Raw genomic sequence first — 15,999 nt, 5'->3', positions numbered from 1 at the left:
CAGATCCCGTAATACATTCGCAGTCCTCCATCCATGTGACAGGCGCACCCTAGCCGAACACCTGCAGGCTTGTCATCCCCTTTTGAGACTTCCCGTCAAACTTGCAGCAGCGCGTCCCGGTCCAGCGTGAAATCCGAGGCGATCCAGCGGCTTTCCAGTTCGGCCAGTTTCGCGCCCAGCGCAGGGCCGGAGTAGCGCCCGAGCAGATCGGCGGCCTTGACCGGGAATGACACCGCGGCCCCTTTTTCAACGGCCGCGCCCGTCTCAGCCGTCCAAGGCTGTTCCAGAAAGGCGCAGCGCAGCAGCGCCGCGTCCTGTCCGTCTGGCCGACCCAGCCGATAACCCAATTCGGCCGCCCCGGAACCGCCCTGCGCGCCGTCCCGAATCCGGGTCAGGCGGGCCAGTTGCGCCTTGCTGAGGCGCAGAGTCCCGGCAACCTCGGGCCCCGCGATGGCTGCCAGACGGCGCAGCGCGTCGGGGGCAAGCCCGGCCTGCGATTCAAGATGGATCAGGATCGGCAGCGCCCGATCGTCGGCGCCGGGCAGCAGATGCGCCAGAACGCCGATGCTGCGCATGGCGGCCACTGATGGGGCCGGATCGGGCGCGGCCAGAAGTTTCAGCATCTCGGCCCCGACCCGTTCGCGCGACAGCCGGTCGAGCCCGTCCAGATCCGCCGCAATCGCCGCCAGCGCATCCGGGTCCATTCCGGCCTGCGCGTTGCCATACCAGGCGTGGAACCGGAAATACCGCAACGAGCGCAGATAGTCCTCGCGGATGCGATCCCCGGCCGTGCCGATGAACCGCACGCGCCGCGCCTGCAGGTCAGGCAGGCCGCCCAGCGGGTCCAGAATGGTGCCGTCGGGGCGGGCATAAAGCGCGTTCATCGTAAAATCGCGACGGGCGGCGTCCTCTTCCACTTGGTCGGAAAAGGCCACGACCGCGCGTCGCCCATCGGTTTCGACGTCGCGGCGAAATGTCGTGATTTCATGCGGTATGCCGTCGCTGACCACGGTCACAGTACCATGATCAATCCCCGTCGGAATTGCCTTCAGCCCGGCCCGTTCGGCCAGGTCCATCACCTGTTGCGGGCGGGCGTCGGTGGCGATGTCGAGATCCGAGACCGGCGCCCCCAGCAGCGCATTGCGGACGCCCCCCCCCACGAACAGCGCCTGCGCGCCGCCCTCGGTCAGCGCCTTGCACACGTTCTGCGTGGCCGGGTTGGTGATCCAGTCTTCGGTGATCCGCATCATTCGCTCATCCGTGCCGCCAGCCCGCGCAACATGCGGGCCGTGGCGCCCCAGATGTAGTAGGGGCCAAAGGGCACCGCGAAGTAATACCGCCGTGTTCCGCGCCAGATGCGCGATTCAACCACATAATTCGCAGGGTTCAGCACATGCGCAAGCGGAACCGAAAACACCTCGTCTACCTCGCCCGGTTCGGCCACCGGGTCAAAGCCGCGCTCCAGAACCGCCACCACCGGTGTCACGGCGAATGACGTGACAGTTTCATGCACCGGCAATGTGCCCAGAATGCGCGGCAGGTCCGGCGGCAGGCCGATCTCTTCCTGCGCCTCGCGCAGGGCCGTGACGGTCACATCCGCATCGGTGTCGTCCTGCTTGCCGCCCGGAAAGGCGATCTGCCCCGGATGGTGTTTAAGGGCCGAGGACCGCTTGGTCAGAATCAGGCGCGGATCGCCGCGGGCCAGGTCCACGGCGACCAGAACACCCGCGGGGCGCAGCTTGCGCCCCGCAGGCAGAACCGTGTCGGGATTGAGGTCGAAGTCGCTGGACCGATCGCCCGGACGGGTCAACGCCGCGCTCAGACGCGGGATCAAGTCAGGCGCCATCCGGATCTTCGGCCTCGAACCCGACCGATTTCGGATCCAGCACATAATGCGCGCCGCAGAACTGGCAGTCGGCGGTGACGGTGCCTTCATCCGTGGTCATCTTCTCGATGTCTTGGGCCGAGTAGATCGACAGGCTTTGACGCACGCGGTCCTCGGAGCAGGTGCAGCCGAACTGCACCGACTGGGCCTCGTACACGCGGGGCTGTTCCTCGTGGAACAGGCGCACCAGCAGGTCGGTCGGCGCCACGGACGGCCCGATCATTTCCAGATCCTCGACCGTGTCCAGCAGGATGTTGACCCGGCCCCAATTCTCTTCTTCCTGACCATCGACCAGATCGGCGGCTGTCAGAACTTCGCCCGTACCCTCGCCGCTGGCGACAAACGGAGACGCCTTTGGCATGTGCTGCAGCATGATGCCGCCGGCGCGCCAGCGTTCGCCCACACCCGGCTCGGTCGACCGGCCAAAGCTGAGCGAGAAGCGGGTCGGAAGCTGTTCGGACTGCGCGAAATACGCCTCGGCACAGGCGCTGAGCGATCCTCCGGCCAGCGGCGTGATCCCCTGATAGGGTTGCGTCCCCTTGCCCTGGTCGATCAGGATCGCGAAGTATCCCTCGCCCACCTGATCAAAGGGTGCACCTTCGGTCAGACGGTCGCGGTCAAAGCTGGCATAGGCCCTGATCTGCGCGGGCTGGCCCTCTTCTCGCGGGGCGTAATAGTCGGTGGCGATCATCCGCACGGGCCCCTTTGACTGAACCTGCAGCGACAGCTTCCAGCGCAGCGCGACCGTCTGGCCGATCAACGCGGTCAGCAAGGCCATCTCGGCCACCAGCGCCTCGACCTGCGCGGGGTAGTTGTGCTGCTTCAGGATGCCGTCCAGCACCCCGTCCAGCCGGGCCACGCGGCCACGCATATCCGATACATCAAGTTGAAAGGGCAGGACGGTATCGTCCCACGCGATTTTCGTTCCAAGAGACATGGGGTTTCCTTAAGCGCCGCAAGTTGGCATATCGCCACCATATAGGTCGTACATTCGGGGTTGAAAGGGTCCTTACATGATCAGGCGGTTCGGCGAAACCCCGGAACCGGGACGGAAATACACGCGCCGGGTCGGCGTCTATGCGCTGCTGCCGCGCGGGGCCAGCCTGCTGCTGACCTGCCAGACCGAACCCGGACCCGACTTGCAGCTGCCCGGTGGCGGGATCGACCCGGGCGAGTCGCCAATTGTCGCCCTGCATCGCGAGGTGTTCGAAGAAACCGGATGGTCGATCGCGGACCCGCGGCGGGTTGGTGCGTTCCGGCGGTTCACCTACATGCCCGAATATGATTTGTGGGCCGAGAAGGTCTGTCTGATCTACCGCGCTCGCCCGGTTCAACGCAAAGGACCACCGACCGAACCCTTTCACGAGGCGGTTTGGATGAACACCGGCGATGCGGTTCACATGTTGGGCAATGCAGGCGACCGGCACTTCGCGCGGCTGCATCTATCCGGGCTTTAGTTTCCGTTGTACTCGAAAAACACGGCTGAAACGTCATCCTCCATCCCGGCACCCGGCGGCATGCCCTGAGTCAATCGCCAGAACATGTCGTCCAGAAACTCCGGCCCGCTGTTCGCACCAAGGCATTCCAGCGCCATCCGTTGCAGCCCATCCTCATCCAGAAGATCACCGTTTTTGACACGGCATTCGGTGAAGCCGTCCGAGTACAACAGCAGCTTGTCACCGCGCTGCAGATAGGTTTCGGTCTGCTGGAACGCCACATCGGGCAGCAATCCGATGGGCAGGCCGCCATCCCCAAGGAACTCTGCCCGGCCGGTCCGGCGCAACAGCAGTGGGTGGGGGTGCCCAGCCTGAACCATCCTCAGGTGGCCGTTGCGCAGGTCCACGATGGCGTAGACCATGGTGAAATACTCCTCGATCCCCGTGTCGGCCATCAGGCGGGCATTCAGAATGGCGGCTACCTGCTCGGGTGGCAGCAAGGCGTAGAACTTGTTGAACCGCTTCTCCATTGCGACGTTCTGATCGAAATGCTGGCTGGTCAGATACCCGCCCAACCGCGCTGTCATCATTGCTGACGTGATACCGTGGCCGGAGACGTCGATGCTGTAGAACCCGATCCGGTTCGCGCCCGGCGAAAACATCCCCACCAGGTCACCCCCGATGTGGCCGCAGGGTTTGAGCAGCAGGCTGACCCGGGACCTGCCAAATTCCCGATAGAGTTCCGGCACCAGTGATTCCTGTATCTTGCGCGCCTGGATCAGATCCTTGTCGATGGCGTCATGCGCAAGGCGCAGTTCGGCCAAAGCGGTTTCGATCAACCGGTTCTTGTCCGAAAGCTCGCGCTGCATATCAAGAATGCGGGCCCCTGCCGAAATGCGGGCCCGCAACTCGTCTGCTTCTAGCGGTTTGATCAGGAAATCATCCGCGCCGGCATCCAGGCCGCGCGCGACTTCCTGCTTCTCACTTTTTGAGGTCAGAAGGATGAAATAGGTGTACTGGTCGTTCTCCAACGCGCGAAACGCGCGGCAAAATTCCAGCCCGCCCATGCCCGGCATCACCCAGTCACTGAGCACCAGATCAGGCAGGGACTGCTTGCAGATCTCGATCGCTTCTTCACCGCTGTCGGCCTCGACAACCGTGAATCCCCATTTCTTCAGCGATGCCACCAGAATACGGCGTTGCAGGCGGCTGTCATCGACCACCAGCACCGTCCGGATGGCTCCAAAATCCAGGTCAGCCTTGGCCTCAATATGGCTGGACACTCGCACGCGAAACCTCTGCGCATTTTCCAACGGGGGTGGGGCAAAGCTACGGCGCACGGCTTAACAACCGATGAAAGCTGTTCACCGCAGCGGCTTAACCCGGATTTTACCCCGGACCGGTATTCAGAGACGGTACCGGTCAAGGTGGAGGACGGTGATGATACACTGGCCCAGGGTGCGCCAGCTGCGTGATGAAGTCGGGCCCGAGGAATTCGACGAGGTCGTCCGGATCTTTCTGGATGAAGTCGGTGAGGTCATGGGCCGCTTGACGTCGGACACCGACCGGTCCGCGCTTGAGCAGAACCTGCATTTCCTCAAAGGCAGTGCATTGAGCCTTGGCTTTGAGAGTCTGTCCAAACTCTGTCAGGATGGCGAACGGCGCGCTGCTGCGGGCCATGGGGCGGAAGTCGATCTGGACGCGGTCATCGCGGCTTTTGACCGCTCGCGCGCGGAATTCATGTCCGGCTTAAAGGACAACCTGTAATCGGTCAGATCACGAACTGCGCCAGCGTCTCGTCCTCGGTGATGTCGGTATAGACGAACCCGGCATCGTCCAGATGCGCAAACAGGCGCAGGAAATTGTCCGGCTTGCTGGTCTCGATCCCGATCAGGACCGAACCGAAATTGCGCGCCGATTTCTTCATGTATTCAAACCGGGCGATGTCATCTTCGGGGCCGAGGATGTTCAGAAATTCCTTCAGTGCTCCGGGGCGCTGCGGCAGGCGCAGGATGAAGTATTTTTTGACGCCCGAATAGCGCTGTGCGCGCTCTTTGACCTCGGGAAGACGCTCGAAATCGAAATTCCCGCCCGAGGTGACGCAGACGACCGTCTTGCCGCGCACAAAGCTTTGGATGTCTCCCACCGCCTCGATCGCCAAGGCCCCGGCGGGTTCCAGCACGATGCCTTCAACATTCAGCATCTCGATCATCGTGGTGCAGATGCGGTCCTCGGACAGAACGATCACGTCCGACAGGTGCCGGTCACTCAACAGCTGGAACGGCTTGTCCCCGATCCGGCCCACCGCCGCGCCGTCAACGAAATTGTCCACCTTGTCCAGCGACACCGGATGGCCCGCCGCCAGCGCCGCGCGCAGACAAGCTCCGCCTGCGGGTTCGACGAACAGGCAATGGGTTCGGTCGCCGAACCACGTCGCCACACCCGAGGACATGCCGCCCCCGCCCACCGGCAACACCACGTGATCAGGCAGGCGGCCCAACTGTTCCTCAATTTCAACCGCCAATGAGGCCTGCCCCTCGATCACGTCGTCATCGTCGAAGGGCGACAGGAAATACCCACCCTGCTGCGCGCACCAGTCCTGAGCCGCGGCGAGCGTGTGGTCGAAATAGTCGCCGGTCAGGTGGATCTCGACGTTGTCGCCACCAAAGATTCGGGTCTTCTGGATCTTTTGCTGAGGTGTCGTCACCGGCATGAAGATCACGCCTTTGACCCCCATGTGCTTGCACATAAAGGCCACGCCCTGCGCGTGGTTGCCAGCGCTGGCGCAGACGAACAGGTCCTGTCCCTGCTGCTTGCGCATGGCGTTGAACGCACCACGGATCTTGTAGGACCGCACCGGGCTGAGGTCTTCGCGTTTCAGCCAGATGTCGGCGTCGTATTTCTCGGACAGATGGGCATTGCGCTGCAACGGTGTTGCAGGAAACACGGTGCGCATCGCCTGTTCGGCGGCGCGGGCGCGGGTCATGAAATCACTCATGCCGCATTCCCTGCCCCATCAGGCCGACAAGGGCAAGGAATACATCGGTGTACGAGCGATCAGCCCAGTTCGCGCTTTTCGATGAACACGCCGTACATCGTAGTCAGGATGCTGACGTTGATCATCGGCAGGATCAGGATCCCGAAAAACAGGGCGATCAATACACCCAATACCGGAATGATCGACAAAACTCCGATCGCCAGCTGAACAAGGAACTGAAACAGGAACGAGACCACGATAAGAACGACGATTGTTCCTGCGGTGCCCAGAGTGTTGTTCCAAGCCTCGGTCAGCGTGATCGGCTGGCCGATTGCCGCAGCCGGCAGGATAATCGACAGCCGATAGAAGCAAATAGCCAGGAAAACCAGGTAGCCGATGGTCAGGATGATCGAAACGGCGATCAGTCCTTCGCCCAGCATGCCTGTCAGGATCCCCATCGGCAGAAACGCAATTGCCATCAGGATCCCCAGCATCAGCCCGCGTCCGAAATAGGCCAGAATGCGATCGAACCGAAAGGTGGGCAGCACGCCGGAAGGATACTCTTCCAGAAGAATGTATCTGTGCCAGGCCACCGCGATCCAGCCCATGATGAGGACCATCACGACGAACACGAGAAACGCGAACAGAATAAGGGCCCCCGGGTTCACTCCCGGCGGAAGCCCGTTCGGATTGTCATCAAATGCCTCAAGTGGAATTCCGGACACCATGAACAGTCCGATGATCGCAACCGTTCCGATTACGGCCGGACCGATAACGATTTGCGCCACCTGCTTGAGATTGCCAAAAACCATCCGAAGCGAGTGCGCAAAAATATTCCATCCGAGCATTCCGAATTTTCCTTAATCAATCCATGGTTGATACCGTTTGACTGCAATTCCGCCGCCCGGTCAATCCACAGCTTCTTGCCCCCACGTCGAAAACCCGCTAGGGGCCAATCGTCTTACGCATAAGGGGAAGTCAGATGTCCGCGCCCAAGAAAGTTGTTCTGGCCTATTCCGGTGGCCTTGATACCTCGATCATCCTGAAATGGCTGCAGACCGAGTATGGCTGCGAGGTGGTGACCTTCACCGCCGACCTGGGTCAGGGCGAAGAGCTTGAGCCCGCCCGCCAGAAGGCCGAGCTGCTGGGGATCAAGCCCGAGAACATTTATATCGAGGACATCCGCGAGGAGTTCGTCCGCGATTTCGTCTTCCCCATGTTCCGCGCCAATGCGCAGTACGAAGGGCTGTACCTGCTGGGCACCTCGATCGCGCGGCCGCTGATCTCGAAGCGCCTGATCGAGATCGCCAAGGAAACCGGCGCTGACGCGGTGGCGCATGGCGCCACCGGCAAAGGCAATGACCAGGTGCGGTTCGAACTGGCGGCCTATGCGTTGAACCCCGACATCAAGGTGATCGCGCCCTGGCGCGAGTGGGACCTGACCAGCCGTACCAAGCTGCTGGAATTTGCCGAGGCGCACCAGATCCCGATCGCCAAGGACAAGCGCGGCGAGGCGCCCTTCTCGGTGGACGCAAACCTGCTGCACACCTCGTCCGAGGGCAAGGTTCTGGAAGACCCCGCCGTTCAGGCGCCCGACTATGTCTATCAGCGCACCGTCCACCCCGAGGACGCCCCGAACGAGCCCGAATATATCGAGATCGGCTTTGAAAAAGGCGATCCGGTCAGCATCAATGGCGAGGCGATGAGCCCCGCCACCCTGCTGACCAAGCTGAACGAATACGGCGGCAAGCATGGCATCGGTCGTCTGGATCTGGTCGAGGGCCGGTTCGTGGGCATGAAGTCGCGCGGCATCTACGAAACACCGGGCGGCACCATCCTCCTGGAGGCGCATCGCGGCATCGAATCCATCACCATGGACCGCGGCGCGATGCACCTGAAGGACCAACTGATGCCGCAATATGCCGAGCTGATCTACAACGGCTTCTGGTACAGCCCCGAGCGCGAGATGCTGCAAGCCGCCATCGACAAATCTCAGGAACACGTCACCGGCACCGTCCGCGTGAAGCTGTACAAGGGTCTGGCCTCGACGGTCGGCCGCTGGTCGGATCATTCGCTGTATTCCGAGGCGCATGTGACTTTTGAGGAGGACGCCGGCGCCTATGACCAGAAGGACGCTGCGGGCTTCATCCAGTTGAACGCGCTGCGGCTCAAGCTGCTGGCGGCGCGCGACAAGCGGTTGTCCAAGTGACCGAGGATGACGGCATAAACGACGAACTGGAAATGTTCATCGAAGCGCAGGACACGGTCTGGTCCGATGTCCTGCGCGAACTGGAACAGGGGCAGAAAACCAGCCATTGGATGTGGTTCGTCTTTCCGCAACTGGCCGAGCTGGGCCAGTCGCACATGGCGCAGCTCTACGGGATCGAGGATCTGGACGAGGCTGCCGCCTATCTGGCCCACCCCGAACTGCGCCGCCGCCTGACCGAGGTGGCCCGGCTGATGCTGACCCACGCAGGCAAGGACCCGGCCGAGATTCTGGGCAAGGTGGATGCCAAGAAGCTGCGGTCGTCCATGACCCTGTTCGCCACCGTGCCCGATGCGCCTCCCGAATTCCAGGCGGTTCTGGATGCGTTCTACGACGGTCAGCCCTGCCCGCGCACGCAGCAGGCCCTGGGCTGAGCGGTTTCCCGTAAGGTCACGCTTGCCCCGGCCCCTGCCCTCTGTCACCCCAAACGAAAGTGCGAAAAAGGGAGGCAGGGATGCTGCAGGAGATCGCCGAGGGAATCCAGAAGGGGCTGGCCGATAAACGCTTTGACGGCTCGTTGAAATTCGATTGCGGCGCCGATGGCGTGATCGTTCTGGCCGACAACACGGCCACCACCCAGGACCGCGAGACCGATTGCACCATCCGCATCTCGCGCGACAATCTGGGCAAACTGCTGACCGGCAAGCTGAACCCGATGACAGGGGTGATGATGGGCAAGCTCAAGATCTCGGGCGACATGGGCGTCGCGATGAAGCTGGGGCAGCTGCTGGGCTAGGCGATAAACTCGACTCACCACCGCGTGACAAACGGTTTCAGCCGATTGTCAGCCGCCCCGTTGCGCGGCAGCCTTAGGCGGAAAGGAGATCCGCCATGACCCGTTGCCTCGACCAGATCAAGCTGACCCTTCTGTTTGCGCTGATTGCGCTGGCGCTGATCCTGCGCGCTCAGCCTTCCCCGGCGGCCGGAACCGAGACGTTGACCGTGGCGGGCGGCTGTTTCTGGTGCGTCGAGGCCGATTTCGAATCCGTGCCCGGCGTGATCGAGGCGGTTTCGGGTTACACCGGCGGCACGACTCCGAACCCCACCTACAGCCAGGTCACGAGCGGTGGCACCGGCCATTACGAGGCGGTGCAGATCACCTTCGATCCGGCCCGCGTTTCCCGTGAAACCCTGCTGAACCTATTTTTCCGCTCGGTCGATCCCACCGATGCCGGTGGACAGTTCTGTGACCGGGGCGACAGCTATCGCACCGCGATTTTCGTCTCTGACACAGGCGAAAAAGCTTTGGCCGAACGCAGCAAGGCCGAAGCACAGCGTGCGCTGGGTCAGGCCATCGTGACTCCGGTCCTGTCGCTTGGGGCGTTCTATCCGGCCGAGGCCTATCATCAGGATTACTACAAGGGCAAAAAGCTGGTGTTCACCCGGTTCGGGCCGAAACGCCAGCTGAATGCCTACAAGGCGTATCGCAAGGCCTGCGGCCGCGATGCACGGGTCCGGCAATTGTGGGGCAACGCCGCGCCGTTTGCCGGATCTTAATCCAGCGCGGCCTCGCGCACCTCTTTCAGATCGGGAATGACGTCCGCCGTACCAGGCCGCATCACCATCAGGGCAGCGGCCCGGTTCGCTTGGGTGATGGCCTGCGCCATCGGCATCCCCCGGTCCATTCCCGCCAGAACATATCCGGTAAAGGTGTCCCCGGCCCCGGTCGTGTCCACGGCCTTGACCTTGTGGGCGGGAAACTCTGCCGCCGCCTGCCCGCGTTGATGATAGCGGGCGCCTTTTGACCCCAGCGTGACGATCACATGCTCGACCGGCAGATCGGCCGGAGCCATCCCTGTGGCCTGTTGCAGCTGGGCGGCCTCGACCTCGTTCAGGATCAGGAAATCCAGATAGGGCAGCACCGCCTGCACCGCCGTTGCGCTGAAGGGGGCTGCGGCATAGCACACCGTCAGACCCCGCTCGCGGCCCAGCTTCCCGGCCTCGACCTGTGCGGTGGTCTCGTTCTGGAACACCAGAAGACCGCCCGTGTCAGAGTCTGCCAGCGCGGCGGAAACCTGACCGGCTCCGATCGCATGGTTGGCGCCGGGGTACAGGATGATCAGGTTTTCGCCCTGCGCATCCACGGCGATGATCGCATGGCCCGTGGGCTGATCGACCTGCGCGATGTGCCGCGTGTCGACCCCGTATTCGGTCAACCGGTCGCGCGCCCACAGCCCGTCGGCCCCCACGGCGCCGATGTGGCGCACATGCGCCCCGGCCCGCGCCGCCGCAACCGACATGTTCGCGCCTTTGCCGCCCAGAAACCGCTGCAAACCGCTGGCCGCAAGGGTTTCACCCGGCGCCGGCAGGTGCGGCAGCGCATAAACCATGTCGGCATTGATCGAGCCCAGGTTCCAGATTGCCATCGGATCACGCCATGTCGCACGAGGCCAGGATGGCCATGTTCAGGATGTCATTCGCGGTCGAGCCGGTCGAACAGATCTGGATCGGCTTGTCGATGCCGGTCAGGATCGGGCCGATCACCGTGGCTCCGGCCATCTCCTGCATCAGCTTGGTGGAAATCGAGGCCGAGTGCCGCGCGGGCACGATCAGGATGTTGGCCGGCCCGGTCAGGCGGCAGAAGGGATAGGCCTCTTGCTGGTGGGCGTTCAGCGCCACGTCGACGGTCATTTCGCCTTCGTATTCGAAATCGACGCCGCGCGCCTCCAGCACTTGCGGGGCTTTGTACAGCTTTTCGGTCCGCTCGGAGACCGGATAGCCGAAGGTCGAGAAGCTGACGAAGGCCACCCGAGGCTCCAGCCCCATGTGGCGGGCAACCGTGGCGGCGCGTTCGGCAATCGTCGCCAGATCGTTCTCGTCGGGCCATTCGTGCACCAGCGTGTCGCCGATCAGCACGATCCGGCCCTTGTGTAGCAGCGCGGTGATCCCGGCGGCGCCATGGGCGGCGTCGGCGTCGAACACATGGCTGATGCGGTCCAGCACATGCGCCGATTTGCGAGTGGCCCCGGTCACCAGACCGTCGCCGTGCCCATGCGCCAGCATCAGGGCCGAGAACACATGCCGGTCGCGCGCGGCCAGGCGGTGGATGTCCTTGCGATCAAAGCCTTTGCGTTGCAACCGCTGATACAGAAAGTCCTTGTAGGCATCGAGATGCGTGGTGTTGGCGGCGTTGACCACTTCCAATTCGCGCACCGCGTCGCCCAGACCGGCGGCTTCCAGCTTGGTCTTCACGTCGTCGGGCCGGCCCACGACCAGCGCCTTGCCGAAGCCCGACCGCTGATACATCACCGCCGCGCGCAGAACCCGCGGATCGTCGCCCTCGGCAAAGATCATCCGGCTTTGCGCCGCGCGGGCCCGGGCGTTCAGGCCACGCAGAATGCTGGCGGTCGGGTCCATACGCGACTTGAGGCTCAGCTCATAAGCCTCCATGTCGATGATCGGCCGCCGGGCCGCGCCGGTGTCCATCCCCGCCTTCGCGACGGCCGGCGGAATGCGATAGATCAGGCGCGGATCAAACGGCGTGGGAATGATGTAGTCGCGCCCGAAGGTCAGCGATTTGCCATAAGCCAGCGCCACCTCGTCGGGCACGTCCTCGCGCGCCAGACGCGCCAGCGCGTGGGCGCAGGCGATCTTCATCTCGTCATTGATGGCGCGGGCGTGAATGTCCAGCGCCCCGCGGAACAGGTAGGGAAAGCCCAGAACGTTGTTGACCTGGTTGGGGTAGTCGCTGCGCCCGGTGGCCACGATCGCGTCAACGCGCACCTCGTGCGCCTCTTCCGGGGTGATTTCCGGATCGGGGTTGGCCATGGCGAAGATCACCGGATTGTCGGCCATGCTGGCGACCATCTCCTGCGTGACCGCGCCCTTGACGGATACGCCCAGAAACACGTCGGCGCCCTTCATGGCCTCTTCCAGCGTACGCAGCTCGGTCGAAATCGCATGCGCCGATTTCCACTGATTCATCCCCTCGGTCCGGCCCTGGTAGATCACGCCCTTGGTGTCGCAGACGATGCAGTTTTCATGGCGGGCGCCCATCGACTTGAGCAGTTCGATACAGGCAATCCCCGCCGCCCCGGCCCCGTTCAGGACGATCTTCACGTCCTCGATCTTCTTGCCCGAGATGTGCAGCGCGTTGATCAGCCCCGCCGCGCAGATCACCGCCGTGCCGTGCTGGTCGTCGTGAAAGACGGGGATGTCCATCTCTTCCTTCAGGCGCTGTTCGATGATGAAGCACTCGGGCGCCTTGATGTCTTCCAGGTTGATGCCGCCGAAGGTCGGCCCCATCAGCTTGACCGCGCGACAGAATTCGTCGGGGTCCTCGGTGTCCAGTTCGATATCGATCGAGTTCACGTCGGCGAAGCGCTTGAACAGGACCGATTTGCCCTCCATCACCGGCTTGGACCCCAGAGCGCCCAGGTTGCCCAGCCCCAGAACCGCCGTCCCGTTCGAGATCACGGCCACAAGGTTGCCCTTGTTGGTATAGTCATAGGCGGTCTCGGGGTTTTCGGCGATGGCTTCACACGGAACCGCCACGCCGGGGCTGTAGGCCAGCGACAGATCGCGCTGCGTGGTCATGGGAACGGTGGCCTGCACCTCCCACTTGCCGGGGGTGGGTTCCAGGTGAAAGGCCAACGCCTCTTCTTTGGTGATCTTCGCTTTGGGCATTTTGACGGTCGGTTCCATGACTTCGGGGCTTTTCGCCTCATACCGCAGGCGCGGGCGCGCCTCAACGACTATGCGATTTCACCTTTCGTCGCGGTTGGGGGATTTGTAAGGTCGCGCCGGAATACGCCAGAGGGGAGCAGCCTTGTCCAACGTCACGCCGATGATGGCGCAATACCTGGAAATCAAAGAGGCCCACAAAGACGCCCTGCTGTTCTACCGCATGGGCGATTTCTACGAGATGTTCTTTGAAGACGCCGTGAACGCCGCCGAGGCGCTGGACATCGCCCTGACCAAGCGCGGCAAGCACAATGGCGACGACATCCCCATGTGCGGCGTGCCGGTGCATTCGGCCGAGGGCTATCTGCTGACGCTGATCCGCAAGGGCTTTCGCGTCGCCGTCTGCGAACAGATGGAAAGCCCGGCCGAGGCCAAAAAAAGAGGCTCTAAATCGGTGGTAAAGCGCGATGTCGTGCGCCTTGTCACCCCCGGCACCCTGACCGAAGACGCCCTGCTGGAGGCGCGCCGCCACAATTTTCTGGCCGCCTATGCCGAGGTGCGCGACGAGGCCGCGCTGGCCTGGGCCGACATCTCGACCGGGGCGTTTCACGTGATGCCGCTGACCTCGGTCCGCCTCAGCCCCGAGCTGGCCCGGCTGGCCCCGTCCGAGCTGATCGTGGCCGACGGCACTGAGGCCGGTCTGCGCGACACGGTCCAGGACCTGGGCATCGCGCTTACCCCCATCGGGCGGGCCAGTTTCGACAGCACTGCGGCAGAAAAACGCATCTGCGGGTTGTTTCACGTGGGCACGCTGGACGCGTTCGGCAGCTTTGGCCGGGCCGAGATCTCGGCCATGGGCGCGCTGATCGACTATCTGGAGATCACGCAAAAGGGCAAACTGCCGCTGCTGCAGACGCCGATGAAAGAATCCGAGGATCGCGTCGTGCAGATCGACGCGGCCACCCGCCGCAACCTTGAACTTACGCGATCTTTGTCGGGCGGACGGGCCGGATCGCTGCTGTCGGTGGTGGATCGGACCGTGACCCCGGGCGGCGCGCGCCTGTTGGAACAACGGCTGTCCAGCCCCTCGCGCAACCTGGATGTGATCCATGCGCGGCTGGACGCGGTCGATTTTGCCGCGCAGGACAGCCTGATCGCCGCCGATCTGCGCGAAGCCTTGCGCAAGACGCCCGATCTGGACCGCGCCCTGTCGCGCCTGTCGCTGGAGCGCGGTGGCCCGCGCGACATAGCCGCCATCCGCAACGGGCTGGCCCAGGCGCAGGCCATTGCCGAAATCTGCGCCAGTCAGGACCTGCCCATGCTGCTGGCAACCGCGGAGCAGAACCTCGTGGGCTTCGACGATCTGCTCGACCTGCTGGATCAGGCGCTGGTCGCCGACCCCCCGCTGCTGGCGCGCGATGGCGGCTTCATCGCCCCCGGTTTCGACGCCGAGCTGGACGAGGCCCGCACCCTGCGCGACGAAGGCCGCTCGGTCATTGCCGGGTTTCAGCAGAAATACGCGGAACATACCGGCATCGCCTCGTTGAAGATCAAGCACAACAACGTGCTGGGCTATTTCATCGAAACCACGGCCACCCATGCCGAAAAGATGCTGAACCCGCCGTTCAGCGAGACCTATATCCACCGCCAGACAACCGCCAACCAGGTGCGGTTCACTACGGTTGAGCTCAGCGAGATCGAAACCCGCATCCTGAACGCCGGCAACCTGGCGCTTGAGATCGAAAAGCGGCTCTATCAAAGGCTGTCTGACGAGATTCTGGCGCATGCTGCCCGCATCAATCAAGCCGCGCGCGGGCTGGCCGAGCTGGATCTGACCACCGCGCTGGCCGACCTGGCGCGGGGCGAGAACTGGTGCCGACCGCAGGTGGACGGCTCGCGCGCCTTCGACATCGTCGCGGGCCGCCACCCGGTGGTGGAGCACGCGTTGCGCCAGCAATCGGGTGATGCCTTCATCGCCAATGACTGCGACCTCAGCGCCGAGGACGGTGCGGCCATCTGGCTGCTGACCGGTCCGAACATGGCGGGTAAATCGACCTTCCTGCGCCAGAACGCGCTGATTGCCCTGTTGGCGCAGATGGGCAGTTTCGTTCCGGCCGAGCGCGCGCGTATCGGGCTGGTCAGCCAGTTGTTCAGCCGCGTGGGTGCCTCCGACGATCTGGCGCGGGGCCGGTCGACCTTCATGGTCGAGATGGTCGAAACCGCGGCCATCCTCAACCAGGCCGATGACCGGGCGCTGGTGATCCTCGATGAGATCGGACGCGGCACCGCCACCTATGACGGCCTGTCCATCGCCTGGGCCACGCTGGAACATCTGCACGCCGCCAACCGCTGCCGCGCCCTGTTCGCCACCCATTACCACGAACTGACCGCGCTGGCCGGCAAGCTGGAGGGCGTCGAAAACGCCACCGTCGCAGTCAAGGAATGGGAGGGCGAGGTGATCTTCCTGCACGAGGTCCACAAAGGCGCGGCCGACCGGTCTTATGGCGTGCAGGTCGCGCAACTGGCGGGCTTGCCGGCTTCGGTCGTCGAGCGCGCACGGGTGGTTCTGGACCAGTTGGAGAAGACCGAGCGCGAGGGCGGCAAGCAAAAAGCGCTGATCGATGATCTGCCGCTGTTTTCCGCAGCACCGCCCCCGCCGCCACCGGTTGCGAAGGCCTCGCCAATCACCGACATGCTGGACCAGATCCTGCCGGACGAGTTGACCCCGCGCGAAGCGCTGGACCTGATCTACAAACTGAAAGAGGCGGCCAAATCCTGACCGCCCCATTCAATTGTCAGTGAAGCACTGGCC

Annotated in this window: 15 protein-coding genes; 7 read left to right on the top strand and 8 right to left on the bottom strand. The window is 63.4% G+C overall.

Annotation, left to right across the window (positions count from 1 at the left end; genetic code table 11):
• Window positions 1-95: 95 nt before the first annotated feature.
• Genes ACR0EF_RS10770 through hslO form a run of 3 tightly spaced genes read right to left on the bottom strand, consistent with a single transcriptional unit; the run spans window position 96 to window position 2,822 of the window.
• Window positions 96-1,250: a CCA tRNA nucleotidyltransferase gene (locus ACR0EF_RS10770; protein WP_170373158.1), complete on the bottom strand. Its 1,155-nt coding sequence runs from the start codon at window positions 1,248-1,250 to the stop codon at window positions 96-98.
• Window positions 1,247-1,846, bottom strand: a complete 600-nt coding sequence (locus tag ACR0EF_RS10765; RefSeq protein ID WP_170363969.1) for a CoA pyrophosphatase — start codon at window positions 1,844-1,846, stop codon at window positions 1,247-1,249. The genes ACR0EF_RS10770 and ACR0EF_RS10765 overlap by 4 nt, the downstream gene beginning before the upstream one ends.
• Window positions 1,836-2,822 (bottom strand): Hsp33 family molecular chaperone HslO, encoded by a 987-nt coding sequence (hslO, locus tag ACR0EF_RS10760; protein ID WP_170373157.1) that lies wholly within the window; start codon window positions 2,820-2,822, stop codon window positions 1,836-1,838. Before hslO ends, ACR0EF_RS10765 begins: the two co-directional genes overlap by 11 nt.
• 76 nt (window positions 2,823-2,898) lie before the next feature.
• Here hslO and ACR0EF_RS10755 point away from each other — a divergent pair, with 76 nt between their 5' ends.
• Window positions 2,899-3,342: an NUDIX hydrolase gene (locus ACR0EF_RS10755; protein WP_170340705.1), complete on the top strand. Its 444-nt coding sequence runs from the start codon at window positions 2,899-2,901 to the stop codon at window positions 3,340-3,342.
• Here the strand turns inward: ACR0EF_RS10755 and ACR0EF_RS10750 are convergent.
• Window positions 3,339-4,604 (bottom strand): PP2C family protein-serine/threonine phosphatase, encoded by a 1,266-nt coding sequence (locus tag ACR0EF_RS10750; RefSeq protein ID WP_170373156.1) that lies wholly within the window; start codon window positions 4,602-4,604, stop codon window positions 3,339-3,341. The two genes, ACR0EF_RS10755 and ACR0EF_RS10750, sit on opposite strands and share 4 nt — an antisense overlap.
• Window positions 4,605-4,761: 157 nt before the next feature.
• Here ACR0EF_RS10750 and ACR0EF_RS10745 point away from each other — a divergent pair, with 157 nt between their 5' ends.
• Entirely contained in the window at window positions 4,762-5,088 is a 327-nt protein-coding gene (locus ACR0EF_RS10745) for an Hpt domain-containing protein (protein WP_170373155.1), read from the top strand.
• Window positions 5,089-5,092: 4 nt separating this feature from the next.
• On the opposite strand, the gene ilvA is transcribed toward ACR0EF_RS10745, so the two are convergent.
• Together ilvA and ACR0EF_RS10735 are read right to left on the bottom strand one after the other, a co-directional pair.
• On the bottom strand, window positions 5,093-6,319 hold the full coding sequence (ilvA, locus tag ACR0EF_RS10740) for a threonine ammonia-lyase IlvA (protein WP_170373154.1): 1,227 nt from the start codon (window positions 6,317-6,319) through the stop codon (window positions 5,093-5,095).
• Window positions 6,320-6,378: 59 nt separating this feature from the next.
• On the bottom strand, window positions 6,379-7,086 hold the full coding sequence (locus ACR0EF_RS10735) for a hypothetical protein (RefSeq protein WP_480771325.1): 708 nt from the start codon (window positions 7,084-7,086) through the stop codon (window positions 6,379-6,381).
• Between the two features lie 194 nt (window positions 7,087-7,280).
• Between ACR0EF_RS10735 and ACR0EF_RS10730 the strand changes: the two genes are divergently transcribed.
• The 4 genes from ACR0EF_RS10730 (at window position 7,281) to msrA (ending at window position 10,061) form a co-directional block, all read left to right on the top strand.
• The gene (locus ACR0EF_RS10730) at window positions 7,281-8,507 is read left to right on the top strand and encodes an argininosuccinate synthase (RefSeq protein WP_170373152.1); all 1,227 of its coding nucleotides are present in this window, start codon (window positions 7,281-7,283) and stop codon (window positions 8,505-8,507) included.
• A gap of 32 nt (window positions 8,508-8,539) precedes the next feature.
• Entirely contained in the window at window positions 8,540-8,938 is a 399-nt protein-coding gene (locus tag ACR0EF_RS10725) for a DUF1810 domain-containing protein (RefSeq protein ID WP_170373210.1), read from the top strand.
• 80 nt (window positions 8,939-9,018) lie between these two features.
• Window positions 9,019-9,300 (top strand): SCP2 sterol-binding domain-containing protein, encoded by a 282-nt coding sequence (locus tag ACR0EF_RS10720; RefSeq protein ID WP_093963906.1) that lies wholly within the window; start codon window positions 9,019-9,021, stop codon window positions 9,298-9,300.
• A gap of 95 nt (window positions 9,301-9,395) precedes the next feature.
• Complete coding sequence (msrA, locus tag ACR0EF_RS10715) at window positions 9,396-10,061, top strand: peptide-methionine (S)-S-oxide reductase MsrA (RefSeq protein WP_170370389.1); 666 nt, start codon at window positions 9,396-9,398, stop codon at window positions 10,059-10,061.
• On the opposite strand, the gene ACR0EF_RS10710 is transcribed toward msrA, so the two are convergent.
• Together ACR0EF_RS10710 and ACR0EF_RS10705 are read right to left on the bottom strand one after the other, a co-directional pair.
• The gene (locus ACR0EF_RS10710; RefSeq protein WP_170373151.1) at window positions 10,058-10,930 is read right to left on the bottom strand and encodes a ribokinase; all 873 of its coding nucleotides are present in this window, start codon (window positions 10,928-10,930) and stop codon (window positions 10,058-10,060) included. The genes msrA and ACR0EF_RS10710 overlap by 4 nt on opposite strands.
• 4 nt (window positions 10,931-10,934) lie before the next feature.
• Entirely contained in the window at window positions 10,935-13,190 is a 2,256-nt protein-coding gene (locus ACR0EF_RS10705) for an NADP-dependent malic enzyme (protein WP_170373150.1), read from the bottom strand.
• Between the two features lie 160 nt (window positions 13,191-13,350).
• Between ACR0EF_RS10705 and mutS the strand changes: the two genes are divergently transcribed.
• Window positions 13,351-15,966, top strand: coding sequence for a DNA mismatch repair protein MutS (mutS, locus tag ACR0EF_RS10700; RefSeq protein WP_170370478.1), 2,616 nt, complete (start codon window positions 13,351-13,353; stop codon window positions 15,964-15,966).
• Window positions 15,967-15,999: the final 33 nt, after the last annotated feature.

The sequence above is a fragment of the Ruegeria sp. CG8 genome, assembly GCF_056537165.1.
This window is presented reverse-complemented; position numbering and strand designations above follow the sequence as displayed.

Coding starts and splice junctions, on each gene's coding strand:
- ACR0EF_RS10725 (WP_170373210.1), top strand. CDS start 8,540: ATGTTCATCGAAGCGCAGGACACGGTCTGGTCCGATGTCCTGCGCGAA.
- msrA (WP_170370389.1), top strand. CDS start 9,396: ATGACCCGTTGCCTCGACCAGATCAAGCTGACCCTTCTGTTTGCGCTG.
- ACR0EF_RS10705 (WP_170373150.1), bottom strand. CDS start 13,190: ATGCCCAAAGCGAAGATCACCAAAGAAGAGGCGTTGGCCTTTCACCTG.
- ACR0EF_RS10745 (WP_170373155.1), top strand. CDS start 4,762: ATGATACACTGGCCCAGGGTGCGCCAGCTGCGTGATGAAGTCGGGCCC.
- ACR0EF_RS10730 (WP_170373152.1), top strand. CDS start 7,281: ATGTCCGCGCCCAAGAAAGTTGTTCTGGCCTATTCCGGTGGCCTTGAT.
- hslO (WP_170373157.1), bottom strand. CDS start 2,822: ATGTCTCTTGGAACGAAAATCGCGTGGGACGATACCGTCCTGCCCTTT.
- ACR0EF_RS10720 (WP_093963906.1), top strand. CDS start 9,019: ATGCTGCAGGAGATCGCCGAGGGAATCCAGAAGGGGCTGGCCGATAAA.
- mutS (WP_170370478.1), top strand. CDS start 13,351: ATGATGGCGCAATACCTGGAAATCAAAGAGGCCCACAAAGACGCCCTG.
- ACR0EF_RS10710 (WP_170373151.1), bottom strand. CDS start 10,930: ATGGCAATCTGGAACCTGGGCTCGATCAATGCCGACATGGTTTATGCG.
- ACR0EF_RS10765 (WP_170363969.1), bottom strand. CDS start 1,846: ATGGCGCCTGACTTGATCCCGCGTCTGAGCGCGGCGTTGACCCGTCCG.
- ilvA (WP_170373154.1), bottom strand. CDS start 6,319: ATGAGTGATTTCATGACCCGCGCCCGCGCCGCCGAACAGGCGATGCGC.
- ACR0EF_RS10755 (WP_170340705.1), top strand. CDS start 2,899: ATGATCAGGCGGTTCGGCGAAACCCCGGAACCGGGACGGAAATACACG.
- ACR0EF_RS10770 (WP_170373158.1), bottom strand. CDS start 1,250: ATGATGCGGATCACCGAAGACTGGATCACCAACCCGGCCACGCAGAAC.